General features: G+C 68.7%; 25 protein-coding genes. 9 read left to right on the top strand and 16 right to left on the bottom strand.

The annotated features are described in order from the left end of the window. Positions 1-106: 106 nt before the first annotated feature. The 4 genes from R2J76_RS19825 to R2J76_RS19840 all read left to right on the top strand — a co-directional run bounded on the left by R2J76_RS19825 (position 107) and on the right by R2J76_RS19840 (position 3,196). Positions 107-823 carry a response regulator transcription factor gene (locus R2J76_RS19825; protein WP_316413395.1) on the top strand — a complete coding sequence of 239 codons (717 nt, stop codon included), beginning with the start codon at positions 107-109 and terminating at the stop codon, positions 821-823. A gap of 193 nt (positions 824-1,016) precedes the next feature. Then, a complete protein-coding gene (locus tag R2J76_RS19830) occupies positions 1,017-1,514 on the top strand; it encodes a hypothetical protein (RefSeq protein WP_316413396.1) in 498 nt (165 codons plus the stop codon). A gap of 11 nt (positions 1,515-1,525) precedes the next feature. Continuing rightward, positions 1,526-2,029, top strand: coding sequence for a hypothetical protein (locus R2J76_RS19835; RefSeq protein ID WP_316413397.1), 504 nt, complete (start codon positions 1,526-1,528; stop codon positions 2,027-2,029). Positions 2,030-2,347: 318 nt separating this feature from the next. After that, complete coding sequence (locus R2J76_RS19840) at positions 2,348-3,196, top strand: DUF4339 domain-containing protein (protein ID WP_316413398.1); 849 nt, start codon at positions 2,348-2,350, stop codon at positions 3,194-3,196. Here R2J76_RS19840 and R2J76_RS19845 read toward each other — a convergent pair. The 6 genes from R2J76_RS19845 to hisS all read right to left on the bottom strand — a co-directional run bounded on the left by R2J76_RS19845 (position 3,180) and on the right by hisS (position 10,789). Beyond that, entirely contained in the window at positions 3,180-4,484 is a 1,305-nt protein-coding gene (locus tag R2J76_RS19845) for a glutamate-5-semialdehyde dehydrogenase (protein ID WP_316413399.1), read from the bottom strand. The two genes, R2J76_RS19840 and R2J76_RS19845, sit on opposite strands and share 17 nt — an antisense overlap. Next, the gene (proB, locus tag R2J76_RS19850) at positions 4,481-5,323 is read right to left on the bottom strand and encodes a glutamate 5-kinase (RefSeq protein ID WP_316413400.1); all 843 of its coding nucleotides are present in this window, start codon (positions 5,321-5,323) and stop codon (positions 4,481-4,483) included. Before proB ends, R2J76_RS19845 begins: the two co-directional genes overlap by 4 nt. Continuing rightward, positions 5,320-6,129, bottom strand: a complete 810-nt coding sequence (gene proC, locus R2J76_RS19855) for a pyrroline-5-carboxylate reductase (RefSeq protein WP_316413401.1) — start codon at positions 6,127-6,129, stop codon at positions 5,320-5,322. Before proC ends, proB begins: the two co-directional genes overlap by 4 nt. A gap of 440 nt (positions 6,130-6,569) precedes the next feature. Beyond that, the gene (gene aspS, locus R2J76_RS19860; RefSeq protein ID WP_316413402.1) at positions 6,570-8,516 is read right to left on the bottom strand and encodes an aspartate--tRNA ligase; all 1,947 of its coding nucleotides are present in this window, start codon (positions 8,514-8,516) and stop codon (positions 6,570-6,572) included. 56 nt (positions 8,517-8,572) lie between these two features. Further along, on the bottom strand, positions 8,573-9,001 hold the full coding sequence (locus R2J76_RS19865; protein WP_316413403.1) for a MarR family winged helix-turn-helix transcriptional regulator: 429 nt from the start codon (positions 8,999-9,001) through the stop codon (positions 8,573-8,575). A gap of 534 nt (positions 9,002-9,535) precedes the next feature. Next, positions 9,536-10,789: a histidine--tRNA ligase gene (gene hisS, locus R2J76_RS19870; RefSeq protein WP_316413404.1), complete on the bottom strand. Its 1,254-nt coding sequence runs from the start codon at positions 10,787-10,789 to the stop codon at positions 9,536-9,538. A 1-nt stretch (position 10,790) separates the two neighbouring features. On the opposite strand from hisS, the gene R2J76_RS19875 reads away from it, so the two are divergent. After that, the gene (locus tag R2J76_RS19875) at positions 10,791-11,570 is read left to right on the top strand and encodes an N-acetylmuramoyl-L-alanine amidase family protein (RefSeq protein WP_316413405.1); all 780 of its coding nucleotides are present in this window, start codon (positions 10,791-10,793) and stop codon (positions 11,568-11,570) included. A 1-nt stretch (position 11,571) separates the two neighbouring features. Here R2J76_RS19875 and R2J76_RS19880 read toward each other — a convergent pair whose 3' ends face one another. From R2J76_RS19880 to R2J76_RS19890, 3 genes are read right to left on the bottom strand one after another with little or no spacing between them, the layout of a single operon-like run. Further along, positions 11,572-12,867: an ABC transporter permease gene (locus tag R2J76_RS19880; RefSeq protein ID WP_316413406.1), complete on the bottom strand. Its 1,296-nt coding sequence runs from the start codon at positions 12,865-12,867 to the stop codon at positions 11,572-11,574. Positions 12,868-12,875: 8 nt separating this feature from the next. Next, positions 12,876-14,102, bottom strand: a complete 1,227-nt coding sequence (locus R2J76_RS19885; RefSeq protein ID WP_316413407.1) for an ABC transporter permease — start codon at positions 14,100-14,102, stop codon at positions 12,876-12,878. Next, on the bottom strand, positions 14,103-15,320 hold the full coding sequence (locus R2J76_RS19890) for an efflux RND transporter periplasmic adaptor subunit (RefSeq protein WP_316413408.1): 1,218 nt from the start codon (positions 15,318-15,320) through the stop codon (positions 14,103-14,105). A 163-nt stretch (positions 15,321-15,483) separates the two neighbouring features. Here R2J76_RS19890 and R2J76_RS19895 point away from each other — a divergent pair, with 163 nt between their 5' ends. Further along, on the top strand, positions 15,484-16,695 hold the full coding sequence (locus R2J76_RS19895; protein ID WP_316413409.1) for an MFS transporter: 1,212 nt from the start codon (positions 15,484-15,486) through the stop codon (positions 16,693-16,695). 555 nt (positions 16,696-17,250) lie between these two features. On the opposite strand, the gene nuoD is transcribed toward R2J76_RS19895, so the two are convergent. From nuoD to R2J76_RS19915, 4 genes are read right to left on the bottom strand one after another with little or no spacing between them, the layout of a single operon-like run. Beyond that, complete coding sequence (gene nuoD / locus R2J76_RS19900; protein ID WP_316413410.1) at positions 17,251-18,462, bottom strand: NADH dehydrogenase (quinone) subunit D; 1,212 nt, start codon at positions 18,460-18,462, stop codon at positions 17,251-17,253. Next, positions 18,455-18,952 (bottom strand): NADH-quinone oxidoreductase subunit C, encoded by a 498-nt coding sequence (locus R2J76_RS19905; RefSeq protein WP_316413411.1) that lies wholly within the window; start codon positions 18,950-18,952, stop codon positions 18,455-18,457. Before R2J76_RS19905 ends, nuoD begins: the two co-directional genes overlap by 8 nt. A 4-nt stretch (positions 18,953-18,956) precedes the next feature. Next, positions 18,957-19,565 (bottom strand): NADH-quinone oxidoreductase subunit B, encoded by a 609-nt coding sequence (locus R2J76_RS19910; protein WP_316413412.1) that lies wholly within the window; start codon positions 19,563-19,565, stop codon positions 18,957-18,959. Position 19,566: 1 nt separating this feature from the next. After that, positions 19,567-19,950, bottom strand: a complete 384-nt coding sequence (locus R2J76_RS19915; protein ID WP_316413413.1) for an NADH-quinone oxidoreductase subunit A — start codon at positions 19,948-19,950, stop codon at positions 19,567-19,569. 85 nt (positions 19,951-20,035) lie between these two features. On the opposite strand from R2J76_RS19915, the gene R2J76_RS19920 reads away from it, so the two are divergent. From R2J76_RS19920 to R2J76_RS19930, 3 genes are all read left to right on the top strand, one after another. After that, on the top strand, positions 20,036-20,608 hold the full coding sequence (locus tag R2J76_RS19920; RefSeq protein ID WP_316413414.1) for an SPOR domain-containing protein: 573 nt from the start codon (positions 20,036-20,038) through the stop codon (positions 20,606-20,608). Next, entirely contained in the window at positions 20,608-22,080 is a 1,473-nt protein-coding gene (locus tag R2J76_RS19925; protein ID WP_316413415.1) for an HAD-IG family 5'-nucleotidase, read from the top strand. The genes R2J76_RS19920 and R2J76_RS19925 overlap by 1 nt, the downstream gene beginning before the upstream one ends. Before the next feature lie 129 nt (positions 22,081-22,209). Beyond that, complete coding sequence (locus R2J76_RS19930) at positions 22,210-22,662, top strand: helix-turn-helix domain-containing protein (protein WP_316413416.1); 453 nt, start codon at positions 22,210-22,212, stop codon at positions 22,660-22,662. Between the two features lie 4 nt (positions 22,663-22,666). On the opposite strand, the gene R2J76_RS19935 is transcribed toward R2J76_RS19930, so the two are convergent. The 3 genes from R2J76_RS19935 to folD are packed head-to-tail and all read right to left on the bottom strand — an operon-like array spanning position 22,667 to position 25,858. Continuing rightward, positions 22,667-23,701, bottom strand: a complete 1,035-nt coding sequence (locus R2J76_RS19935; protein ID WP_316413417.1) for a hypothetical protein — start codon at positions 23,699-23,701, stop codon at positions 22,667-22,669. A 29-nt stretch (positions 23,702-23,730) separates the two neighbouring features. Continuing rightward, complete coding sequence (locus R2J76_RS19940) at positions 23,731-24,918, bottom strand: DegT/DnrJ/EryC1/StrS family aminotransferase (protein WP_316413418.1); 1,188 nt, start codon at positions 24,916-24,918, stop codon at positions 23,731-23,733. A gap of 28 nt (positions 24,919-24,946) precedes the next feature. Then, complete coding sequence (folD, locus tag R2J76_RS19945) at positions 24,947-25,858, bottom strand: bifunctional methylenetetrahydrofolate dehydrogenase/methenyltetrahydrofolate cyclohydrolase FolD (RefSeq protein WP_316413420.1); 912 nt, start codon at positions 25,856-25,858, stop codon at positions 24,947-24,949. Positions 25,859-25,893: the final 35 nt, after the last annotated feature.

Here is a 25,893-nt window from a genome sequence, read left to right on the forward strand (position 1 = left end):
GAATTAGGGATCTTTCGGACCCGACCTTCCGGAAAAGAGCGTGCAGGCCCGGTGCGGCTCGCGGAAGGGGTGCGCGCAGGGGCCCCTTTGTGCTTAATCTTTGATCATGGCAGTCAAACCGTTTCCACCCAACCGCATCCTCGTCATCGAGGACGAACCCGAGATCGCGGAGATGCTCACGCTGAACCTGGAGGCCGCGGGGTTCCGGGTGGAGGCCACGGGCGACGGCGCCACGGGCCTGGCGATCCAGGAGCGGGACCCGGCCGATCTCATCGTGCTCGATCTCATGCTCCCCAAGGTGGGCGGCTTCGAGGTGCTCCACATTCTCCGCCGCCGCCACGACGCGGTGCCCATCCTCATCCTCACCGCCCGCACCGGGGACGCCGACCGCATCCAGGGGCTCTCCCGGGGAGCCGACGACTACCTGGGGAAACCCTTCTCCGTCCTCGAGCTCATCGCCCGCATCCACGCCATCCTTCGCAGGACCCACAACCTGGAGGCCCAGCCCCGGGTGCTGCGCAGCGGGCCCTTCCGCATCAACCTCCTGCAACTGGTCGTGCACCGGGGACGCTCCGACCTGAACCTCACGCTGCGGGAGTTCCGCCTGCTGGAAGTGCTGGTGTCGAACCCCGGCAGGATCAACAGCCGCCAGGAGCTGCTCAACATGGCCTGGGACCCCGACGGCAAGCCCATGCCCAGGACCGTGGACGTGCACATCGGCACCCTGCGCAAGAAGCTCGGGGACTCGGACAAGTCCCCCTTCATCCAGACCCTGGACCGGGAGGGGTACCGGTGGATGCTGCCCGTGGTGCCGGAGGGCTGAACCGCGGCTGTGTCGGAAGAATGCCGGCGGATGCCCGCGCCGTTCGGCGGCGGCGGGAACGTTCACCCTCCCTCCCATCCCATCCGGCATCCTTCCCGCGCCGATGGGCGGCGGCCCCGCCCGCGCCCAGGCGAAGCGGCAGACCCTTTGCTGCATGGATCCTGGAGCCGTGCTCCGGATGGGAGATGACACCATGGGAAGGCGAAGAGGACCCGGCCCCGGAAGGGGCCTCCACCGCGCGGGCATCGCCCTGCCGCTCCTGGCCCTGACGGCCTGCGCCGTGCCAGTGCCCGGGACCATCAATCTGTACGATCTCTCGGGCTCCAACCTCATGCGCTGCGATTCCGTCACCCGGGACCCCGGCCGTTCCAGGGGCGTGCTGCAGTGCAGCGCCACCGGCGGGGAGAAGTTCCAGGGCGAATGGGTGACCATGGCCCGCACCGCCGAAAAGGCCGCGGGCACCTGGGCTTCGCTTCCCTCCACCCCCGCTGACGCGCTGGCGGCGCGGTGGAGCTGGGGCGCCGGCTACGGGGTGGACATGGAGTCCCTGGCGGGCACCTACGGGATGTTCCTCCTCTACGGGAGCAAGGGCACCGTCATCGACGGCGTGTTCATCTTCCGGGGCGACCGGCGGGGCATCATGGGCATCGCCACCGACAACAAGGGCCACCGCTACAAGGTCATGGGATGAGGGGCACCCGCATGCGCACGACGATCCTCCTCCTGGCCTGCGGCGCCGCCCTCGCGGGCGGGGACCTGCGGGTGCAGCTCCAGCTGGCCTCCCCCCAGGGGGACCTGCGCGAGGCCTCCGGCGGCAGGCTGGGCTACGGCCTGGGCATCCACACCGAGGTGGCCCTGGCCAACGGCGACAACCTGCGGCCCCGGGCCGACCTCCTCTTCTTCCCCGCCTTCAAGCTCGCGGGCGTGGAGAACAGGACCTCCAGCCTGGGCGTGGGCTGCGACTACCTGAAGTGGCTCCCGGGGCGGCTGAACGCGGTGTACCTGGTGGGCGGGGCCGCGGTGCTCCGCTGGTCGAACCAGACCGTGGGCACCGGCTCCGGCGACACCACGCGCCTGGGCCTGTCCGCGGGGGCGGGCCTGCGCATCACCGAATCCCTGGGGTGGGAAGGCAGGTACAGCTTCTCCCCCCTCAGCCGGAGCATCAGGGCGCGCACGCTGGGGTTCGGGTTCACTTACCGGTTCTAAGTGGGCGTCGGCAAGCCCCAGGTTCCTTGAAACCGCGATGAAGGGGCTCTTCCAGGCTGTGCGGATCCCATTTCATCCCATCAATCGGCGTTCATCCCTGTTTCCGCAGGGCCAGAGCAGGGACGGGTCGGCGCATGCAGATCAACGACGCGCCGCCCCACCTCATCGCTGGCCCTGCGGGAACAGGGATGAACCGGATGCACAGGATGGAGGGGATGAAAGAGGGGACTGTTCGAATTCGACAGGTGATTCCCGGCGATTTGCCCAGATATAAGAAGGGGCGGCTTAGGTATCATTTCCGGAAAAGGAGGCCCGGACGTGGACGTCGCATGGTACTACTCGGCCGGAGGCCAGGACAGGACGGGACCCGTTTCCTGGGCGGAGATCGAGGCCGCCTACCGCAGCGGCGTCATCGGCCCCCAGAGCCTGCTGTGGGCCTCCCACCTGGCGGGCTGGGTCCCGGCGGGGACCCTCCTGGACGCGCCCACGCCGCCGCCCCCTCCGGCCTCCGGCCCGGCGGAGGCGCCCGGGAGCCGAGCAGCCTTCCACTGCGGGCTCTGGGCCCTCCTCTCCATGTGCCTGTGCTTTCCCGTGGCCCTGGCCCTGGCCATCGCGGCCATCGTGCAGAACCAGAAGGCCTCGCGCATGGCGCGGGAGAACCCCGGGACCTACCGCAAGCCCGGCAACGGGGGGCTGGTGATGGCCATCATCGCCCTGTGCGTCCTGCCCCTGCTCGCGCTCCTGGGCATCGTCAGCGCCATCGCCATCCCGGCCTTCCTCGGCCAGCGGGAGCGGGCCCGGGACAAGGCCGCCATCGCCAACCTGGATTCGGGGCTGTACGCCCTGGCGGGGGATTTCGACCGGCTCAAGGACCGCGCCCCCCAGGAGATCAAGGCGGGCCTGGAGGCGGGGCTGAGGGCCCAGCCCGGCCGGAACCCCTGGAACGAGGCGGCCCCCGCCTTCTCGTACGAGGTGGAGGTGGTCACGGGCACCGATGGCCAGGGGTTCCGGGACGCCACCCGGGCCGCGGGCGGCGCCCTGGGTCAGTGCGCCTACGTCGTCCAGTTCCCGGGCGAACACCAGCCCGGGATGGTGGGCGGGGTGGTGCGCACGAAGAACCCCGTCGGCGGTTCCCCCTGGTTCGTGAAGGTCAGGTCCCTGGACTGAGGTCCCGATGCAGGAAGGGCCGGCCCCCGGGGCCGGCGTAGTCCGCCACGATCTGGCCGTGGCCCCGCAAGAGGTACTTGACGGTGACCAGCCCCTCGATGCCCACGGGGCCCCGGGCGTGGATGCGGGAGGTGCTGATGCCCACCTCGGCGCCGAACCCGTAGCGGTAGCCGTCCGCGAAGCGGGTGGAGGCGTTGTGGTAGACCCCCGCGGCGTCCACTTCCCGCAGGAACCGCGCGGCGGCGTCGGGATCCTCCGTGACGATGGCCTCGGTGTGGGCGCTGCCGTGGGCGCGGATGTGGGCCAGGGCCGCGTCCAGGTCGTCCACGACGCGCAGGGCGAGGATGGGCGCGCCGTACTCCGCGTCCCAGTCCGCCTCCGAGGCGGGGACCAGGTCCGGCAGGAGGGCCCGGCAGCGCGGGCACCCGCGCAGCTCCGTGCCGGGCAGGCCCCGGGCGAGGAGGGGCAGGATCACGGGCGCGCAGTCCCGGTGCAGGAGGACGGTCTCGGTGGCGTTGCAGGCGGCTGGGTACTGGAGCTTGCCGTCCCGGGCCAGGGCCACGGCCATGGCGGGGTCCGCGGCCGCGTCGATGTAGAGGTGGCAGACCCCCTCGGCGTGGCCGAGCACGGGGATGCGGGTGCGGGCCTTGATGGATCGCACCAGGGCGGAGGATCCCCTCGGGATGACCAGGTCCACGTCCCCGTCCAGGGCCAGGAGCGCGTCCACGTCGGCGCGGTCCTGGAGCACCTGCAGGGCGTCCCCGGGCAGGCCTTCCTCCTCCAGGCACCGCCTCAGGATGTCCACCAGGGCCCGCACGGAGGCGGCGGCCTCGCGGCCCCCCTTGAGGAGGGCGGCGTTGCCGCTCTTGATGGCCAGGGCCCCGATCTGCACGGCGGCGTCGGGCCGACTTTCGAAGATCACGGCCAGCACCCCCAGGGGCACGCTCACGCGCTGGAGTTCCAGGCCCTCGTCCAGGAGGCGGCGCAGGTCCACGCGCCCCAGGGGATCCCGCAGCCCGGCCACGGCCTCCAGGCCCCGGGCCATCTCCTCCACCTTCGCGGCGTCCACCTTCAGCCGCTGGAAGGCCGAGGCGTCCAGTTCGCCCGCGGCCAGGAGCGCCCGGGCCCCGTCCAGGTCCCGGGCGTTGGCCTCCAGGAGTTCCGGGCAGGCCGAGCGCAGGGCGGCGGCGGCGCGCCGCAGCACCCCGTCCCGGGCCCCGGCGGAGGCGACCCCCAGGAGGTTCGAGGCGGCCCGGGCCTGGCGGGCCATGTGGCGCACGGTGCTCATGATCCGGCCTCCTTCAGCCAGGGGCCCAGGGGATCGCCCTTGGGCCGGGGACCCGCCAGGAAGCGGGTGCAGTGGGCCTCGCCCGAAACCACGCGCTCCAGGGTGCCGGTGCCTTCCCCCCGGGCGATGACCACGGCCACGCCGGATTCCATGCACAGGCGCGCGGATTCCAGCTTGGTGGCCATGCCGCCCCGCCCCCGGGACCCGCTCCCCTGGGCCCGGGCCAGGATCTCCGGGGTGATGGCCGCCACCTCCCGCAGGAGGGGGGCGCCGGGGTCCTGGTGGGGGTTGCGCTCGTGGAGGCCGTCCACGTCCGAGAGGATCAGCAGGAGGTCCGCACCCAGGCCCGCGGCCACCAGGGCGCCCAGCTTGTCGTTGTCTCCGAAGACCTTGATGCGGCCCAGCTCCAGGGTCGCGACGGTGTCGTTCTCGTTGATGATGGGGATCACGCCCATCTTCAGGAGCCTTTCCAGCGTCGCCCGGAGATTGGCGCGCCGCTCGGGATCGGAGAAGTCCTCCTGGGTGAGGAGCACCTGGGCGCACACCGTGTCCAGGCGCCCGAAGGCGGACTGGTAGAGGGCCATGAGCTCCCCCTGCCCCACGGCGGCGCAGGCCTGCTGCAGGGAGAGGGTGCCGGGCCGGGTGGGGATCCCCAGGCGCCGGGCCCCCAGGCCCACGGCGCCCGAGCTCACCAGGAGCACGTCCCGCCCCTGGCGGCGCAGGGACGCCAGGGATTCCACCAGGGCGAAGATCCTTCCCAGGGACGGGAAGCCGTCCTCCGAAAGCAGCACCTGGGTGCCGGCCTTGACCACGATGCGCTGGGGGGCGGACCTTTTCATCGGCCCAGCCCGCTGGCCACCTGGGAGGCACGTTCGATGCCCCGGGCGAGGACGGAGCGGATGCGCCCGTCCTCCAGGGCCAGGAGCCCCGCGATGGTGCACCCGGCGGGGGTGGTCACCTCGTCCTTGAGGGCCGCGGGGTGGCGCCCGGTCTGGAGCACCATGGAGGCCGCGCCCACCGTCATGCGCGCGGCCAGCTCCACCGCCACGCCCCGGGGCAGGCCGCACTGCACGCCGCCTTCGGCCAGGGCCTCGAGGATCACGAAGATGAAGGCGGGCCCGCTGGCCGAAAGGCCCGTGACGGCGTCCATGTGGTGCTCGTCCAGATCCAGCACCGCCCCCAGGGGTTCGAAGAGGGTGCGGGCCAGGGCCAGGTGCTCCTCCCCCGCGTGGGCGCCGGGGGCCAGCACGATGGTGCCCATGCGGATGCTGCAGGGCGTGTTGGGCATGGCCCGGATGACCGGGGTGCCCCCGGGGACCCGGGCTTCCAGGAAGGCCAGGTCCGTGCCGGCGGCGATGGAGACCACCAGGGGCTTGTGGTCCAGGGCCCCCGCCGCGGCCAGGGACTCCAGGAGCGGTCCCAGGTCCTTGGGCTTCACGCAGAGGACCACCGCCTCCGCCCCCCGCGCAGCCTCGGCCGCGGTGGCGGCCCAGCCCACCCCCAGGGCCTGGGCCCGGGCCCTGCCCCCCTTGCCCTTGCCGGAGGCGGTGATCCCTTCCGGAGGGTAGCCCGCGGCCTCCACCAGCCCGCCGGTGATGGCCTGGCCCATGGTGCCGAAGCCGATGATGGCCAGCCGCGTCGTCATGTCTTCCTCCGGATACGAAAAGCCCCCGGGTTTCGGCCGGGGGCGGGTTGAAAGCGGATCGGGAAACGGTTCAGTCGGTCCCGGGGCCACCACCCGCCACGCTAGGGCGAGGGGAAGGGGCGGGGTTGAAGGCGAACGACGTCATGGATCGGAGTATGACCGCAGGGCAGGAGCCTGTCTACGTAATCGCACATGTCCCGGACGTTCGCCCCGGTTCGTTGCTGCGGGCCAAGCCCGCAGCAACGGAAGGCTCTCACCCCGTGGTCGGGCCTGTGTTTTCACCTATTGGCCCCGACCCACCTCAGGGCCTCGCTTCGAGAGCTGCGAGGAGGGCATTGGATCGCGCCAACGCCAATTAGCAAAGCGACCTCGTCTCGAACCGGGCCTTCGGCAGGTCTGCGGCGATGGCGAAACAGGGCGAACGTCTGGGACACGTATGACTAGAGGGTGGTGGTTTCCACCTTGACCACTTCGCCGTCCAGCACCAGGGTGCTGGTGGAGGTGGGGGCGTTGGCCGTGAGGGTGCGCAGGGCGCCCAGGGGGGCCTGGAACTCGGCGGGCACGCTCTCGAAGAACATGACGCCGGCCTTCCACTGTTGGGCCTGCTCGATCTGGATGCGCAGGTCCTTCAGCTGGCGGGGGTCCACCGGGGAGGGGGCGCTGGTCATGAGGCAGCGGGCCTGGGCGGTCTTGGGGAAGGCGATGACCTCCCGGATGTTGGTGGCGCCCACCAGGAGCATCACCAGGCGGTCCAGGCCCAGGGCGATGCCGCCGTGGGGCGGGGCGCCGTAGGACAGGGCGTTGAGCAGGAATCCGAACTGCTCCTGGGCCAGGCTTTCGCTCATGCCGATGGCCCGGAACATGCGGCTCTGGGTCTCGGCGTCGTGGATGCGGATGGAGCCGCCGCCCAGTTCGAAGCCGTTGAGGATGACATCGTAGGCCTGGGCCCGGCACCGGCCGGGGTCCGATTCCAGGAGGTCCAGGTCCTCGGGGTGGGGGCTGGTGAAGGGGTGGTGGCAGGCGATGAAGCGCCCCGCCTCCTCGCTCCATTCCAGCAGGGGGAAGTCGACGACCCACAGGAATTCGAACTTGGATTCATCGATGAGCCCCATGGACCGGGCCAGGCGCAGGCGCACCTCGCCCAGGACCTTGGACGTTTGGTCGTCCGGCCCCACCGCGAACACCGCCAAGCCTTCGCCGGTGACGCCCAGGGCCGCCTTGAGGGCCGCCTCCAGGGCGGGATCCACGAACTTCTTGAAGCTGGAGGCGAAGCCGTCCTTGCCCCACTTGGCGTAGGGGAGGCCGCCGGCCCCCAGGTGCTTGGCCACGTCCTGGAGGTCATCCAGCTGCTTGCGGCTGAAGGCCCCCGCCTGGGGCCCCTCGAAGAACAGCGCCCGCACGCGACGCTGGCCGCCGCTCTCGGAAGCCGCCCGGAAGAGGTTGAAGCCGCTCTCCGCGAAGAGGGCCGTCACGTCCTGGATCTTCACCTTGCAGCGGGTGTCGGGCTTGTCGGAACCGTACCACTCCATGGCGTCCCGGTAGGGCAGCCGCGGGAAGGGGGCCGTCACCTCGCGGCCCACCAGGGCGGCCAGTTCCACCAGGAGGGGCTCCATGATGTCCTGGATATCCTGGGCCCGCACGAAGCTCATCTCCACGTCCACCTGGGTGAACTCGGGCTGGCGGTCGGCGCGCAGGTCCTCGTCCCGGAAGCAGCGGCAGATCTGAACGTAACGTTCGAAGCCCGCCACCTGGAGGAGCTGCTTGTACAGCTGGGGCGACTGGGGGAGGGCGAAGAACTCGCCCTGGTGGACCCGGGAGGGCACCAGGTAGTCCCGGGCCCCTTCGGGGGTGGACTTGCCCAGGATGGGGGTCTCGAATTCCACGAAGTCGTGCCTGCGGAAATAGGACCGGATGAGGTGGGCCACGTCGCTTCGCAGGACGAGGCTGCGCTGGAGGCTCTCCCGGCGAAGGTCCAGGAAGCGCCACTTCAGGCGCAGGTCCTCGTTGGCCTCGGCGGATTCGTCCAGGGGGATGGGGGGGGTCTGGGCGGTGTTGAGGATGCGCAGGCTGGTGAGCCGCACCTCGATGTCGCCGGTGGGCATGTTGGGGTTCTTCTGCTCCCGTTCGGCCACCACGCCCTCGGCGGCCAGCACGAACTCGCTGCGCACCTCCTTGAGGCGGGCCAGGAGCTCGGGGGCCACCTCGGTCTCGTTGGCCACCAGCTGCACCAGACCCCAGCGGTCCCGCAGGTCGAGGAAGACCAGGGACCCCAGGTTCCGCACCCGTTTGCACCAGCCCAGGAGCCGCACCTGCCTCCCTGCGTCCGGGAGGCGCAGATCGCCGTTGCGGTGGGTACGTTGGAAGTCGTCGAGGCGATCGAGTTTCATAGCCTACTAGAATCGCACCCGGAGGCCGGTTTCTCAAGGCTTGGTGACGCGCGGCCTCAGGAGACGGAGGGCAGCTTCCCGGGCGCCTCGGGGGCGTGGTGGGGACGGATGGGCACGCCGGGCAGATCGTTGGCGACCATCACATCGAGGTTCCGGATGTACTTGCAGAGCAGGTCCCGCAGGGTGGCGGTCTCCTCGTCGGTCATGTTCTTCTCGGCCTGGCCGCGGAGGCCCTCGGAGATCTCCACCAGGTTCTCGTTGAGGGCGACGCCCTCCGGGGTGAGGCGGATGCGGATGCGGCGGCCGTGGTTGGGATCGGGACCCACCGTGAGGTAGCCCCGCTGGGTCATCTGCTGCACCATGCGGGAGACGGTGGGGTTGTCCATCCACATGGCCCGGGCCAGCTCGCCCAGGGACAGGGGCGCCGCCTTGGCGATGACCAGGAGCATCCAGAAGTGGTGCGGGGTGAGATCCAGCGGAACCACCTTTCCCGCCACGAGTTGTCGAATGGAGCGCCGGGCCGACACGATCAGCATTCCGATATTGGAAACCGCCAATCCCGTTTCTGATGAGTTAGACATTTCTCAAACCTCCGGTTGATGAGGGACCCAACGTTATGAATTGTCTTCCCAAATGGGCGCTTGTCAATGAAGTTTTAATGATTAGTTTCAATCGCCTTCCAGAAGCGGTTCATCCCCGAAGGCCAGAACCCGCGCGAATTAATTGGAATTTCCAACCATCCGCGGAATATCCGCCATTGGTTAATGCTTAATCGAGACAAGTTCGGCGAAGACTGAGTCCCATTGGCATCGTAATAGCTATAATGTTTCATTTTGCAAGTCCGGATCGCCCGCAGGCGGCCGGCCGGCGCCCCGGCGCGGGGTTTGCAAAGATGAATACTACCGCATTAAATATTTATTATTTGTTTGGAATTCCAAGGCTTCCCCCCGGGAGGCGGACCCCGCCCAGGCGTCAAGGTGACGATTAGCCTGCCATTTCAGGATGCCCCGGGGGCGGTCTCAGCCCCTGCGGTCCGCCAGCCGTTCCTGGACCGTGTCCAGGGCCCAGGTCTCCTGGGTTCCGGCGGCCAGGTCCTTCACGGCCACCACCCCCTGCTCCAGTTCCCCGTCGCCCAGGATCAGGGCCAGAGGCGCCCCCTGGCGGTTGGCGGTGGTGAGGGCGTTCTTGAGCTTGACGCCCCGGGTCTCCAGGATCACGTCCAGGCCGGCGGCCCACCAGGTCCGGGCCAGGGACAGGGCCTTGAGGGTCGCCGCGGGGCCCAGGGGGATGAGCACGGGCGGGGCCTGGCGGGGGGCCTTGCCGTGGAGCTGCTGCATGAGGGTCACCAGGCGGTCCAGGCCGATGGACCACCCGAAGGCCGCCACCTGGGGGCCGCCGAGCTGCTTCACGAGACCGTCGTACCGCCCACCCCCCAGGAGGGCCGACTGGGCCCCCAGGTCCGTGGACAGCACTTCGAAGGCCGTGCGGGTGTAGTAGTCCAGGCCGCGTACCAGGCGCGGGTTCTCCTCGAAGGGCAGGCCGAGGGCCGTGAGGATCTCCTTCAGGCGCCGGTGGTGCTCCAGGGAGGCGGGGTCCAGGAAGTCCACCAGCACGGGGTGGCCTTCCAGGGCCGCCTGGCACCGCGCGTTCTTGCAGTCCAGCACCCGCAGGGGGTTCTCCTCGATGCGGCGGTGGCAGTCCTCGCAGAACTCCGCCTCCCGGGTGCGGAAGAAGGCCCGGAAGGCCTCGTGGAAGGCGGGGCGGCACTCGGGGGTGCCCACGGAATTGATGCTGAAGGTGAGCTGGCTCAGGCCCAGCTCCCGCAGGAAGTCGTAGAGCATGACCAGGGATTCGGCCTCGGATTCCGGGGTGGACACCTGGAAACTCTCGGCGCCGATCTGCCAGAACTGCCGGTAGCGTCCCGCCTGCATGCGCTCGTAGCGGAACATGGGGCCGATGTAGTAGAGGAGCTGGGGGTCGCTTGTGGCCAGGAGCTGGTGCTGGATGGCGGCCCGAACCACCCCGGCGGTGTTCTCGGGGCGCATGGCCACGTGGCGCTTGCCCTTGTCCAGGAAATCGTACATTTCCTTGTGGACGATGTCGCTGCTTTCCCCGACGCTGCGCTTGAAGACCTCGATCTCCTCCAGGATGGGGGTGCGGATCTCCGAATAGCCGTGCCTGTGGAAGGCCCGCCTTACGGTATCCTCGATACGCTGGAACCAGTCCAGTTCGCTTCCAAACAGATCACGAGTGCCTTTGACGGATTGGGCCATCTTGAAACTCCACGGAATCCTGCCGCTCCTGTTTTCTAGCCTACTGGCACTGGCGCAAAGTCCCAAGCTCCTGGTGTACGTGGACCCGGGCCACGGGGGGGAGGACGTGGGCGCCCGGGGCGCCAAGGGCCTCAAGGAGAAGGACGCGACCCTGGACCTGGCCGGGGCCCTGGTGCGCGAACTGGAGCGCTGCGGCATGGAAGCCCGCCTCACGCGTCAGGACGACACCTTCGTGGGGCTCTGGGACCGGGCCCGCCTTGCCAACCAGGCCGGGGCCGACCTCTTCGTGAGCCTCCACCTGAACGCGGCCCGGGCCCGCCAGGCCAAGGGGTCCGAGGTGTATTTCCTGACCCTGGGCGCCGGGGACCGGGACGCCGCCGCCGTCGCCGCCCAGGAGAACGGTCCCGAGGCCCGGACCGCCCACGCCAGCTCCGACAGCGTGGTGGCCGGGATCCTGGACACCCTGAGCCAGGAGGCCTACCTGCGGGATTCCGAACGCCTCGCCGTGGCCATCCAGGGCCAGCTCAACCGGCTGGGGGGCATCAAGGAGCGGGGCGTGAAGCAGGCCCCCTTCGTGGTGCTGCGGGGCGCGGCCATGCCCGCGGTGCTGGTGGAGACGGTCTTCATCTCCAACCCCCGGGAGGAGGTGAAGCTGAGGGACCCCGCCTTCCTGCGCAAGGCCGCCCTGGCCATCACCCAGGGGATCCGCCACTACTTCGCCGGCGCCGACGGCACGCCGCGGCGCAAGGCCGTTGAGGCGGCCAGGCCCCCCGGGGCCTGACCTACTCGTAGCGCAGCGCTTCGATGGGGTCCTGCTTGGCGGCCTTCAGCGCCGGCCACATGCCGAAGCCCAGGCCGATGGCCGTGCTGATGCCGAAGCCCAGCACCACGCTCCACAGGGGGGCGGCGGCGGGGAAGTCGAAGGTGAAGCGCACCAGGAAGGCCACGGCGAATCCCGCGGCGATGCCCAGGGCGCCGCCGCAGCAGGTGAGGGTCACGGCCTCCACCAGGAACTGGGCCGCGATGTCCTTGCGGGTGGCGCCCAGGGCCTTGCGCACGCCGATCTCGCGGGTGCGCTCGGTGACGCTCACCAGCATGATGTTCATGATCCCCACGCCGCCCACCAGGAGCGCGATGCCGGCGATGAAGATCATGGCGATGGCGATGGAGCCCGTGACCTGCTGGAAGGTCTGAAGGGTCTCCTCGCTGGTGTAGATGGCGAAGTCGTTGGCCTGGTGGGCGCGAAGGCCCCGGTGCTGGCGGAGGATGGCCACCTCCTGGTCGGTCATCTCGTGCACCAGGGCCGGGTCCCTGGGGACGGTGGCGATGTGGAGGGTGTCCCCGTTGCCGTTCTTCACCTCGGGGAACATCTCGTCGAAGACGGAGAGGGGGATGAGCAGGAAGTTGTCGGCGCTCCCGCCCATCTGCGACCCCTTCTTCTCCAGGACGCCGATGACGTGGAGCGGGACGCCCTGGAGCAGCACCTCCTGGCCCACGGGGTCCCGGCCCGGGAAGAGGGCCTTGACCACGTCGTAGCCGATCACGCAGGTGTGGGAGGCGTGGGAGACGTCGGTCTCCGAGAAGAACCGGCCGTCGTCCAGGGTCGAGTTGTTGGCCTGCAGGTAGTCCGGGACGACTCCGGCGATGGTGGGACCGTTGGCTTCGGCGCCCTGGCGGTTCTTCACGGAGGTGGTGGCCGAGGCCGCGCCCAGGTACCGCTCCGGGGACACCGCGGCGGCCAGCGGGGCCAGGCGCTTGATGGCCGCCGCATCCTCCAGGGTGAGGTTGCGCCGCCGCCGCTGCTCCTCGGGGATCAGTTCCGGAGGGCCGCCGAAGCGCTGCTCGAACTTCTGGAACTGCACGAGGGTGGTGCCGAAGGTGGAGAAGGCCCCGGTGATGGCCTCGTTGAAGCCGGCCACGAAGCTGACCATGGCGATGACGGTGGCCACCCCCGCCACGATGCCCAGGAGCGTCAGGAAGCTCCGCAGCTTCTGGGTGATGATGGCCCGGAAGGCGAAGAGCATGTTCTCCTTGCCCAGGGCGTGCACGAGGGAGTTGTTCGCGATGAAGTTCGCCATGGGCCCTCCTATTCGGCCCGGAGGGCGTCGATGACGGGCAGGTTCGAGGCCCGCCGCGCGGGGAGGAAGCCCGCGGCCAGGCCGATCAGGGTGGACACCGCGACGCTGGACACCACGATCCCGGCCGTGATCTGCGCCGGGAACCCGCCCACGGTGCGCACGAGCCAGGCCACCAGGGCCCCGGCGGTGACCCCCACGATGCCCCCGCAGAGGCTCAGCAGGGAGGCCTCCAGGAGGAACTGCCGCCAGATGTCGCGCTTCCGGGCGCCGATGGCCATGCGGATGCCGATCTCGGTGGTGCGCTCCACCACGCTCACCAGCATGATGTTCATGATGACGATGCCGCCCACGCCCAGGCTCACGGAGGACACCAGCAGCATGAGCACGAAGGCGGCCTGGCTGATCTGCTTCCAGAGCTCCTGGAGGGAGTCCTGGGTCATGATGCCGAAGGGATCCGGGTCCCGGTACGCGGTGTGGCGCATGGCCCGCAGGAGCGATCTCACTTCGGACACCGCGTCGTCCAGGCCGGCCACGCCGCCCCGGGCCTCCACCTGGATGTTCAGGGAGTCCTTGGCGGACATGAAGTTCTTCCGGTAGACCTGGATGGGCACGCACACGATGGTGTCCCGGCTGAAGCCCAGGGAGCGCCCCTGGCGCGGGAACAGCCCGATGATGCGGAAGGGGAGCCCGCGGATGAGGAGGGTCTTGCCCAGGGGATCGACCCCCGGGAAAAGCTCCTCCTTCACGTCCGCCCCGATGACGGCGACGTTGGCCGCCAGGTCGTTCTCGTTCTCGTTGAAGTAGCGCCCGTCCTCGAACTCGAACTTGAAGAGCCCGGCGAAGTTCGCCGTGGATCCCACCACCGTCACGTTCTTCAGGTGCCGGGGCCCCGAATCCACCCGCAGGGACCTCACCGCGCGGGTGCTCACCCGGGACACATGGGGCAGGTTCGCCCCGGAAATGCGCTCGAAGTCCGTCCAGGTGAGCAGGGGCCGCTTGAAGGCCAGGAGGAAATCATGCCGGGACTGGATGATCCCGAAGCGGTCCACCATGAAGACATCGGGGGCCAGGCGGATCACCTTCTCCTTCACGTACGTGTCCAGCCCGGAAATGACGGCCACCACGCCCACGATGGTGGTCACGCCGATGATGACCCCCAGGAGGGTGAGGAAGCTCCGCAGCTTGTGGGCCCGCAGGGCCCTCAGGGCGGAGAGGAACAGCTCGGTAAGCTGCATTCAGCTTTCCTTCTTCTCGATCTTCTTGCGCTTGTCCACGCGGACGTCCTCGCCGCCCTTGAGCTCGCGCAGGGTCTTGAAGGGGCCCATGATCAGGGTCTCGCCGCCCTTCAGGCCCGAGAGCACCTCCACGTTCAGTTCGCCCATGAGGCCGGTCTTGAGGGCCTTGAAGACGGCCTTGCCGCCCTCCAGGACGTAGACGCCCTCCTCCTCCCGGGGGGCGCCCGGGGCGAAGGTCTCGCCCTTCTTGAGCTTGATATCGCGCATCACCAGGGCCTGCAGGGGGATGGCCAGCACCTGGTCCCGGCTGCCGGTGAAGATGTCGGCCTGGTTGGAGAGGCCGGGCTTGATGGTGGAGGGCGGATTCTTGATCATCACCTTCACCTTGAACTTGATGGCCTCGTTCACGTTGGTCTGCACGATGGGGGAGCCGCCCACCTCGGTGACCACGCCGTCGAAGACCTGGTTGGGATAGGCGTCGATGCGCACCTGGGCGGTCTGGCCCATCTTCACGGTGGGGATGGAGGCCTCGTCCACTTCCATTTCGGCCTCCACTCGGCTCATGTCCGAGATGGTGACCAGCACCGTGCCCGGCTGGTTCTGCAGGCCGATGACGGCCGTCTCGCCCAGTTCGATGCGCTTGGCCGTGACCACCCCGTCCATGGGCGCCAGGATCCGGGTCTTGTTCAGGGCGTCTTGCCCGCCGGCCAGATCGGCCCGGGACTGGCTGACCCGCTGCTGGGCGCCATCGAAGGCGGCCTGGGCCGTGCGCAGGGTGGTGGAGGCCAGGTCGAAATCGCTCTGGGAGATGATCCCGGCCTTGATGTTGGCCGAGGCCCGGGCGAAGTCCTTGCGGGCCTGCTCCAGGCGGGCCCTGGCCGTCTCGAAGTCGTGGGCCATGGCCAGGGAGGCCGAGCGCAGGCTCTCCACCGCCGCCTTGGAGCGGACGTTGTCGATTTCCAGGAGCAGGTCCCCCTTCTTCACCAGGTCACCTTCCTTGACCTTGAGGGCCGTGACCTGGCCCATGACGTTGGCCGTGATATCGACCTTCACCACCGCCTGGATCTTCCCGTTGGCGCTGACCTTGGCTTGGATGTTCTCCCGGGCCACGGTGGCCACCTGCACCGGGACGCCCTTGTCGCCTCGACTGGCGGCGATGCCGATGGCCACGACGGCGACCAAACCCCCGCCCAGGATCCACATCTGTTTCGGCTTCATGTATACGTCCTCCTGGACCTGGGCCCATCCCTAGGAAACGCCCGGACCTCGACTTCCGTTTAGTTAAGCATGCTACCGGCCATGCCCCGGAGGGAGCCCCTCATTTCACGTCGTTTGGAACATTCATCACTCTATAATTTAGAAGTAACAGCCCTGGAGCGCCATGTCCCGCCTTTCAGAGTCGCTCCGCTCCCTGGAGTTCAGGAATTTCCGGCTCTTCTTCACGGGCCAGCTGGTCTCCCTGGTGGGCACCTGGATGCAGAGCGTGGCCCTGTCGTGGCTGGTGTACCGGCTCACCGGGCAGGCCACCCTTCTGGGGGTGGTGGCCTTCGCCAGCCAGGCCCCCATCTTCCTCCTGGGCAGCTTCGGAGGGGTGCTGGCGGACCGGGTGGACCCCCGCCGGCTGCTGGTCTTCACCCAGGCCCTCCAGATGGTCCAGGCCTTCCTCCTGGGCTGGCTGACCCTGACGGGCTGGGTGCGCCCCTGGGAGATCATCCTCCTGGCCGTCCTCCTGGGCATCGTCAACGCCTTCGACCTCCCCGCGCGCCAGGTGCTGGTGGCCAGCACCGTCTCCCGGGACCACCTGCCCAACGCCATCGCCCTCAATTCCTCCATCTTCCACGGCTCCCGGGTGGTGGGGCCCGCCGTGGCGGGCCTCATGGTGGCCGCCATCGGCGAGGGCTGGTGCTTCCTGGTGAACGGCGTGAGCTTCCTGGCCGCCATCGCGGGCCTGCTGATGATGGACCTTCCCCCCTGGGTCTCCCGGGACGACCACCCGCCCGTGCTGGAGCACATCCTGGAGGGCATCCGCTACGTGCACGGGAACCGGGAACTGAGGCTCCTCTTCTTCCTCCTGGGCGTGGTGTGCCTCCTGGGCCTGCCCTATTCCGTCCTCATGCCGGTCTTCGCCGACGGCATCCTCCACGGCGGTCCCCGGGCCCTGGGCCTGCTCATGGGCGGCTCCGGCGTGGGCGCCGTGCTGGGCGCCGCGGTGCTGGCCGGCCGCCGGGGCATCCACGGCCTGGAGCGCATCGCCTACCTGGGCGCCACCGGCACCGGCATCGCCCTGGCCGCCTTCGCCTACTCCCGGGTCCTGTGGCTGTCCCTGGTGCTCATCGTCCCCGTGGGCGCCACCATGGTGGCCCACATGACCAGCAACAACACCCTCGTCCAGGTGCTCATCCCCGACGAGATGCGGGGCCGGGTCATGGCCTTCCACGCCATGGTCTTCACCGCCGCCATGCCCCTGGGCGCCCTGGCCGAAGGCGTCCTGGCCAACCACTTCGGCGCCCCGGCCACGGTGGCCGCCGGGGGCCTGGGGTGCGTGATCGGCGCCTGGTTCTTCGCGGTGCGCTTCCCGGCGGGGAAGTCCTAGGAGCCTCAGGCCGTGGACCCATCCGGCGAGGCGACGCCCGGCCCCCTGGATGGGATGCTGGCGGCCTGGCCCGGGAAGGACAAGAAGCACCTGCGGCGGGCTCAGCAGGAAGCGAAGCTCGCCCGGTGAGGGTCCCCCCAAGAAAACACGGCGGGTTCCCCTCGATAACCCTTGACGGGGAACACACCGCATCCCCGTTTGAACCCCCTTGGAGTTGCCACCAGCTTGAGGTCATGCAGGTGCCCCATGCCAAACCAGGCACCCCTCACCGAGCAGGTTGAAGGTATAGACGGCTTGCCCAGGGCGGGCCTGCGAGCCCAGCGAAAAAATCAAACGCTGGGACGCTGAGATCTCGCTGGGGCGCTGGGAAAAGAAGGGAGAGCGTGCCTGATCCCCCCAGCGCCCCAGCGAGCTCTCTGCGACTCAGCGTTTTGGTTTTTTGCCCCGCTTTGGCGGCGCACAAACCCGTGCGATGCCAAGAACACTTCCCTGGATCCACCCTGCCCCGAGCCGATGGGATATAAGCCACCCCTGATCGGACGTCACGAACACGCCCTACCGGTCCAGTTCGCCCGCGATGATGTTCATGGCCCCCAGGATGGACACCGCGTCGGCAATCAGCCTTCCCTTCACCTGCTCATCGAAGCTGCTGAAGATGGGGAAGCAGGGCGGACGCACATGGATGCGGTACGGGGCCTTGGTTCCGTCGGAGACCAGGTAGAAGCCCAGCTCGCCGTTGGCGGCCTCCGTGGCGCTGTACACCTCGCCCACCGGCATGTCGATGCCGTGCATGATGAGCTTGAAGTGGTGGATCAGGCTCTCCATGCGGGTGTAGACCTTCTCCTTGGGAGGGAGCGCGATCTTGTAGTCGTCGATGATGACGGGGCCCGGGCCGATCTCCTTGAGCTTGTCCAGGCACTGGCGGATGATGCGGAAGGACTGGCGCATCTCCTCGGTGCGCACCAGGTAGCGGTCGTACACGTCGCCGGTGGTGCCCACGGGCACGTCGAAGTCGTAGGTCTCGTAGTCCAGGTAGGGCTGGCCCACGCGCAGGTCCTGGGCGACGCCGGCGGCGCGCAGGCAGGGCCCGGTGTAGCCCCAGGAGATGGCGTTCTCGGGGGTGATGGCGCCCACGCCCTTGGTGCGGTCGGCCCAGATGGGGTTGTGGGTGAGCAGGCGCTCCATTTCGTCCACGGCCCGGGGGCAGCTGTCCAGGAACTGCTCGCAGAGGGGCTCGAACTCCGGCGGGATGTCCCGGAACAGGCCGCCGATGCGGGTGAAGCTGGAATGCAGGCGCTGGCCGGCCATCATCTCGAACAGGTCGTAGATGGTCTCCCGCTCCTTGAAGAGGTACAGGAAGGCGGTGAAGGCCCCGATGTCCACGGCGTTGATGCCGATGCACACCAGGTGGTCCCCGATGCGGGCCAGCTCGGAGCAGAGCACGCGCAGGACCCGGCTCCGGGGCGGGTCCTGGATGCCCAGGAGCTTTTCCACCGCCAGGGTGTAGCCCACGTTGTTCATGAGGGAGCTGCAGTAGTTCAGGCGGTCCGTGAGGGGGATGAACTGCTGGTAGGTGAGGTTCTCCCCCAGCTTCTCCACGCCCCGGTGCAGGTAGCCGATCTGGGGGGTGGCCTTCACGATGACCTCGCCCTCCAGTTCCAGGACGATGTGCAGGGTGCCGTGGGTCACGGGGTGGGAGGGACCCATATTGACGATCATGCGATCGGAGTCGGAGGTGCGGGCGTGTTCCACGTTCAGCTCAGCCATTGAGGGATCTCGCGTCGGGGGCGTAGGAGGCGCCGATGTCCTGGCTGCAGAAGGCGTCGCCGCCGTCCAGGGGGTAGTCCTTGCGCAGGGGGTGCCCGGGGTAGTCCTCCCACATGAGCAGGCGCCGGGGGTCCGGATGGCCCTCGAAGGGGATCCCGAACATGTCCGCCACCTCCCGCTCGGACCAGTCCGCGGACTTGAAGCGGCTCACCAGGCTGGGCACGGACTCCTGGTCGGCCACGCGCACCTTGAGGCGCAGCCGCTCCTGGCTCGTGAGGTTCAGCAGGTGGTACACCACGTCGAAGCGGGGGTCCCGCTGGCCGCCGTCCACCGCCGTGACGTCCATGAGCTGCTGGTAGCCTTCCCGGAAGATGAAATCCACCACCTCCAGGAGCCGGGACCGGTCCACCACGACGGTCCGGTCCCCCCGGAAGGCGTGCCGGTCCAGGATGGCTCCGGGGAGCTGTTCGTCGATGCGTTCGATCACCATGCGCTCACCAGATCTTCTGTTCGCCGTTCTGCCCAGCGGCCAGCACCATCTCCCGGACCACCTGGTGGTTGGTAAGGCCGCGTTCCAGCTGGAGCTGCTCCTGCCGGTCCATGGACGCGTAGAACTGCTCGATGTGCTCCCGGCGGCCCTGGAGGGTCTCCTTCTCGATCTTCTTCTGGAGCTGCATGGCCCCGAAGATGATGGATTCGGGGCGGGGCGGGCAGCCGGGGACGTACACGTCCACGGGGACCACCCGGTCGATGCCCTGGAGGGTCGCATAGGTGCGGTACATGCCCCCGGAGGAGGCGCAGACGCCCACGGAAACCACCCACTTTGGCTCGGCCATCTGGGCGTACACCTGCCGCAGGATGGGAGCCTGCTTGTTCGTGATGGTGCCCAGCACCAGGAGCATGTCCGACTGCCGGGGGGAGAAGCGCAGGGCCTCGGCCCCGAACCGGGAGAAGTCGTAGCGGGAGGCCATCATGGACATGAATTCGATGGCGCAGCAGGCGGTGCCGAAGGGCAGCGGCCAGAGGCTGTTCTTGCGGGCCCAGTTCACCACGGCGTCCAGCCGCGTGGTCATCACCGTATCGTCGAGGTTGATGCCGGCCATGTCAGCGCTCCCAGTCCAGGGCGCCCCTGCCCCACGCGTAAACGTAGCCCACCAGGAGGGTGGCCACGAAGCTCACCCCGGCCCAGAAGGTCCAGAGGTGCGCCTTGAACTGCACGGCCCAGGGCAGGAGGAAGGCGGCTTCCACGTCGAAGAGGATGAAGAGCATGGCCACCAGGTAGAACTTCACGCTGTAGCGGTGGCGGGCCCCGGCCTGGAGGGGGGGGGCGCCGCATTCGTAGGGGGTAAGCTTGTGCCCCTTGGGGTTGTCCGGCTTCAGCAGCCCGGGGAGGATCCTTCCGGACACCACGAGGATCGCCGCCCCCACCAGGGCCGAGAGGATGAGCAGGAGCAGGATCGGGATGAAATAGGAGACGGGTTCGGTCATGGAGGGTTCCGGGGCGGCGTGGCGCCTCAGAGATCATAGCGTCATCCTCCCGATATTGGCCCCGGTACTCGTTATAATCCCCCCCATGGCCGCCCGTGATTCCCAGACCGTCGTTTTGAGCCGTCAGGCCATCCTCCTGGTTACGGCGGTGGGCGTGGGCCTCCTGACCCTCTCCTATGTGCTGGGGGTCCAGGTGGGCAAGCAGAGCGCGGCCCTGCGGCGCCCCCTTTCCCGGGACGCCGGCGAGGAACTGGAGGAGCTCCCCGCCACCATGGCCGACCAGCTCAAGGCCCTGGAGCAGTCCGGCTCCGGCACGGGCTTCGAGAAGCCCCAGGAGCCCAAGGCCCCCGAGGCCGCCCCCCCCAAGGCGGCCGAGCCTCCCAAGGCCGAGGTCCCCAAGCCCGAACCCAAGAAGCCCGACGCCCCCCGGAAGGACGACGGCCACTGGACCCTGCAACTGGTTTCCACCCCCGACGCCGCCGAGGCCCGGACCGTTTCCGGCAAGGCCCGGGCCGCGGGCTTCAAGACGGAGACCGTTTCCGAAAAGGGCCTCTACAAGGTCCGCCTGACCTCCCCCACGGGCCGCGACGCCGCCGACGCCTCCATGCAGAAGCTGAAGAGCCACGGATTCAAGCCTTTCGCCATCAAGGTGGATTGATGAAGAACATCATCCCGTCCCTGCTGCCGGTTCCGCGCTTCATCGAACAGGGGGAGCAGGTGCACCTGCCCCATGCCCGCATGGTCTTCCCTCTGCGCAACATCCACTTCCGGGACGTGCGGGCCGTGGGCTTCGACATGGACTACACCCTGAGCCATTACAAGTCCCCGGAAATCGAGGAGCTGGCGTACTGCCACTCCGTTCGTCTCCTGGTGGCCGAGAAGGGCTACCCCGCCTGGCTCCTGGACACCCACTTCGACCCGGCCTTCGCCATCCGCGGCCTGGTGCTGGACGGGGCCCGGGGCAACCTCCTGAAACTGGACAGCGCCCGGCAGGTGGTGCGGGCCTGCCATGGCAGCCGGCCCTTGACCCGGGAGGAGGTGGACGCCGTGTACGGCCGCCGGCGGCTCGTGTCCCGGGCCGGAGCCTACCGGAGCATCGACACCCTCTTCGAGATCCCCGAATGCCACCTGTACGCGGTGCTGGTGGACGCCCTGGACCGGGGCGACCTCCCGGGCCTGGACTTCCTCGGCATCTTCCAGGACGTGCGCTGGGCCATCGACTCGGCCCACCGCAACGGCGTGATGAAGGCCGAGATCCTGGCCAACCGGGACCTGTACATCCTCCGGGACCCGGACCTGCCCACGGCCCTGGACCGCTGGAAGCGGGCCGGCAAGAAACTTTTCGTGGTGAGCAACAGCGAATGGACCTTCACCGAGGGGGTCCTCAGCTTCCTCCTGGACGGCCAGGACCCCGCCCGCCCCCTGTGGACCGACTACTTCGATCTGGTCGTCGTGAGCTCCCGGAAGCCCGTTTTTTTCCTGGAAACGCAACCGGCCGAACCGCTTCCGGGGCAAAAGGCCGCCTATTCCGGAGGTAATGCACTCTGGATGGAGGAATTGCTGGATGCCAGGGGAGAGGAGATCCTCTACGTGGGGGACCATATCTACGGCGATATCCTCCGGTCCAAAAAGAATGTTTCCTGGCACACCATGCTGCTCATCCCGGAATTGGCCTGGCAACTTGAGCAACTGGAAGAACAGGCGACCGAATTGCAGGAATTCCTTCGTCTGGAGTCCGCCCGCCGGAAATCGGAGATCCGGGCCTCCCTCCTTGAGAACTTATATGAAAGAAACAGGGAACATCGCCACCTCCTCGCCCCGGTGGTTTCCCATGAGGCCCTCCAGGCTTTGGACTTGGAAGCCGGGGCCATGAAAGGCGAAATTGACGCTTCACGAAAGGCCACCCAGCTCCAGGCCCAGGAAATCATGAGGCTGGATGCCCGGCTGGAATCAACCTTCAATGCCCGATGGGGCTCCATTTTCCGTGACGGATATGAACAAACCCGTTTCGCGGATCAAATTCAAACGTATGCTTGCGCATATACCGGGCGAATCAGTAATCTGTACCTGGTAGATCCCTCCACCGCTCTTTATGCGCCGGTGCCGACGCTTCCGCACGAACGGATCTGACTTCTTTTTCACAGCCAGCTTCCGGGTCGGCCTTGGAACAAAGCTCCACCTCTTTTCATCAAAGGGTCGTGCCGTTGCATAATGTGGGGCATTTAAGTCAATCTTAGGACGACAGTAGGAGTGATCAAATTGAAGCGATTCGATTCCAATTCCGACGCCCCGCTCTCCGTCTCCTCGCTGGGAGACCGCATCAAGGCCGTCCGCCTCACCTGGCGATGGTCCCAGGAGGAGATGGCCGAAGCCCTGCGCGTTGACCAGGCCTCCATATCGTTCTGGGAACGGGACAAGATCAAGCCTTCCGGGTCCGCCATCGTGGCCCTGGCCTCCCTGTTCCGCACCAGCACCGACGCCCTGGAGGAGGGCACGGGGTTCCGCATCCCGGACCCCCCCTCCCACCCCGAATCCGCCAAGGTGGACCGGGAGTTCCCCCGCAGCGTCAGCCTCCCCGCCGGCAGCGAGGACGTGGTGATGGTGGTGGACCTGGCCGACGGGTCCTCCAAGGGCAAGCAGCTGTCCGAAGCCATGATGAGCCTCGTCCAGGGGGTCAAGGACAGCCGCCGCGTCTGGGTGGTCCTGGAGTAGGTGATTACCGCATTTCGGCCTTGAACTCCCCCAGCAGGCGCGGGAGCCAGCGTTCGATCTGCCGGCGGAACTGATTGACCATGCCCTCCGGGGATTCCCCCTGGACGATGACGATGGGCACGGTGCGGGTAAGGGGGGCGCCGCCGCCCTCGGTCAGCGCGACCTTCGCCTCCAGGCGGTAGGTGACGCCGCTGTACACGTCCATGTCCGTGAAGATGAACTCGGGGCCCCGGGGACCGCCGCCGAAGGCCAGGTCCAGCACCAGGTCCGGATCCGTCTCCCGGGACACCAGCCCGCAGGCCGTGACCTGGGACTTCAGGTAGGACGCCACCCCGGGGGGGAGGTCCACGTTGGAGCGCAGGCCCAGGGCGGTGCGGGAGAAATCCACCGGGGGCAGGTCCGCCTGGTTCAAGTGATCCCTGCGCAGGTCCACCGCCGCCCGCTCCGCCTCCAGCAGGGGCCGCAGGTCGGCGCCCACCCCGGTCACCGCCAGGAGGCCCAGGGACGCCTCCACCTGGTCCAGGTCCAGGGTGAGCTTCCGGAACTTCCACAGGGCCCGGCGGCTGGACTCCTTGCCCAGGCGGACCCGGGCGAGGCGGATCGCATCCAGGCGGCTGGCCAGCGTGGCCCGGGCCTGGGGCAGGTCCAGGTAAGCCAGGGCATAGACCGTCCGGGCCGCAGGATCCGTGAAGGTCTGCTCCACCACCAGGCCGGGCAGGTCTTCGGCCCGGGCGCCCACGCTCACCTCCTCCCGCACCACCCGCTCGCCAGACCCAACGGTCGTCTGGCCATCCCGCTTCCCTTCGGCGGTGCGCTGGGTGATGCTCGTCTGCCCCTTCACCGTGGCCCGGAGGCGGGCCACCACCTCCAGGCGCGCCCGGTCCGAGGCCCGGGTGATGGACTGGCCCTCCCGGGCCACCAGGTCGGCGGTGCCCATGGCATAGAGGCGGCCGGGCGATTCGGGCAGGCGTTCGACCCAGGCGGGACGGGGGGCGGGCTGGAGGCCCAGGGCGGCGGAGAGGAGGAGGGCGGAAAGCATGACCATCTTCCGATTGTCGGGCTTTCCGGCTAGTTCGCCAGCACGTGCCGGATCGCCGCCACCACCTGGTCCTGGTCGTCCTCGGTGAGGCCGGGCCAGAGGGGCAGGCTCATGAGCCTGTCCCCGCTCCACTCGGTGTGGGGCAGGCCGTCCCCGGGCAGGGCGTGGGGGTGCTCCCGGTAGAAATCCCGGTAGAAGCTGTGCACGTGGGCGGGGCGGTAGTGGATGCCGGTGCCGATGTTCTCCTCCTTGAGCCGGGCCACGAAGGCGTCTCGGTCCATGCCGGCCACCTCGGGGCGGATGCGGGCCACGAAGAGGTGGAAGCAGTGCTGGTGGACCTCGTCGCCCGGGACGGGGAGCACCAGGGCCTCCACGTCCTCGAGGAGCTCCAGGTAGCGGCGGAAGAGCAGGCCGCGGCGGGTGTTGAAGCCGTCCAGCTTCTTGATCTGGTGGATGCCCATGGCGGCCTGCAGGTCCATGAAGTTGGCCTTGCGGGCGGGCTCGGTCACGTCGAAGTGGGGGCTGCCCTCCTTGGACTGGCGCTTCCAGGCGTCGCGCTCGATGCCGTGGAAGCGCAGGCGCTTGATGCGGGCCTCGAAGGCGCCGTCGTGGAAGGCGATGCCGCCCCCTTCGCCCGTGGTCATGTTCTTGTTGGGGTGGAAGCTGTACACGGAGAAGACGGAGCGCGGGTCGGAACCGATCTTCCGGCCCCGGTAGCTGGCGCCCATGGCCTGGGCGGCGTCCTCCACCACCCAGAGGCCGTGGGCCTGGGCCACGCGCCACACCTCGTCCATGGGGGCCGGCAGGCCCGTGAGGTGCACCGGGATGATGCCCTTGGTGCGGGGGGTGATGGCCGCTTCCAGCTTGGCCGCATCGAGGTTGAGGGTCGCCGGATCGATGTCCACCAGCACGGGGACGCCACCCTGGAGCAGGATGGTGCTGAGGGTGGAGACCCAGGTGAGGGCGGTGGTGATCACCTCGTCCCCGGGGCGGATCCCCAGGCACTGCAGGGTGATCTCCTGGGCGGTGGTGGCGCTGTTCATGACCAGGCAGTGGGGCACCCCGTTGTAGGCCTGGAGGGCCTCCTCGAAGCGGCCGGACTTGGGCCCGGTGGTGATCCATCCGGATTCGATGGAATCGATGATCTCGGCGATCTCCTCCTGGCCCACCATGGGCCGGGTGAAGGGGAGGAACGCCTCCCGGCGGACATAACTCATGGGGACTCCGTGAAGGTGAAAAAGGATTCTAGCGGGCCTGGCAGGCCTGGAGGGTATTGGCCATGACGCCGGCGATGGTCAGGAGCCCCACGCCCCCGGGCACCGGGGTGATGGCGCCGGCCACGGCCGCGGCCTCCTGGAAGCGCACGTCGCCGCACAGGACGCCGCCCTTTTCCCGGAGGGTCTTCATCTTGCCGGGGTCGGCCGCGAAGATCACCTCGCCCAGGGCCGGGTCCTCCACGCGGTTGATGCCCACGTCCACCACCACGGCGCCGGGCTTGATCCAGGAGCCCTCCACCATGCCGGGGCGGCCCACGGCGGCCACCAGCAGATCCGCCTCCCGGCAGAGGGCGGGCAGGTCCCGGGTGCGGCTGTGGGCGATGGTGACCGTGGCGTGCTGTTCCAGGAGCATGAGGGCCATGGGCTTGCCCACGATCTCGCTGCGGCCCAGCACCAGGGCCCGGATCCCCTTGAGCTCGACCCCGTGGGCCCGGAGCATGTTCATGCAGGCCGAGGGGGTGCAGGGGCGCAGGCCCGGGAGGCCCTCCAGCAGCAGCCCCTGGTTCACGGGGTGGAGGCCGTCCACGTCCTTGGCGGGGTCGATGGCATGGAGGGCCCGCTTGGAATCCAGGCCCGCCGGCAGGGGCAGCTGCACCAGGATGCCGTCCACCAGGGGATCGGCGTTGAGCGCGGCGATGATCCCGTCCAGCTCGGCCTGGGGGGTGTCCGCCGGCAGGCGCCGCTCCACGGAGCGGATGCCTGTGCGGGCGCAGGCGGCCACCTTGCCCCGCACGTACACGTGGCTGGCCGGGTCGTCGCCCACGATCACCACCGCCAGGCAGGGCGGGCGCAGCCCCCGGGCCGCCCGGGCCTCCACGGCCGCGGTGACCTCCCCGAGCATTCGTTCCGCATGGACCTTGCCGTCCAGGATCATGGTCATGGCTGAGCTCCCGTCCCCCATGGTGCCCTCAATCG

Source organism: Mesoterricola silvestris, from assembly GCF_030295405.1.
GTDB lineage: Bacteria > Acidobacteriota > Holophagae > Holophagales > Holophagaceae > Mesoterricola > Mesoterricola silvestris.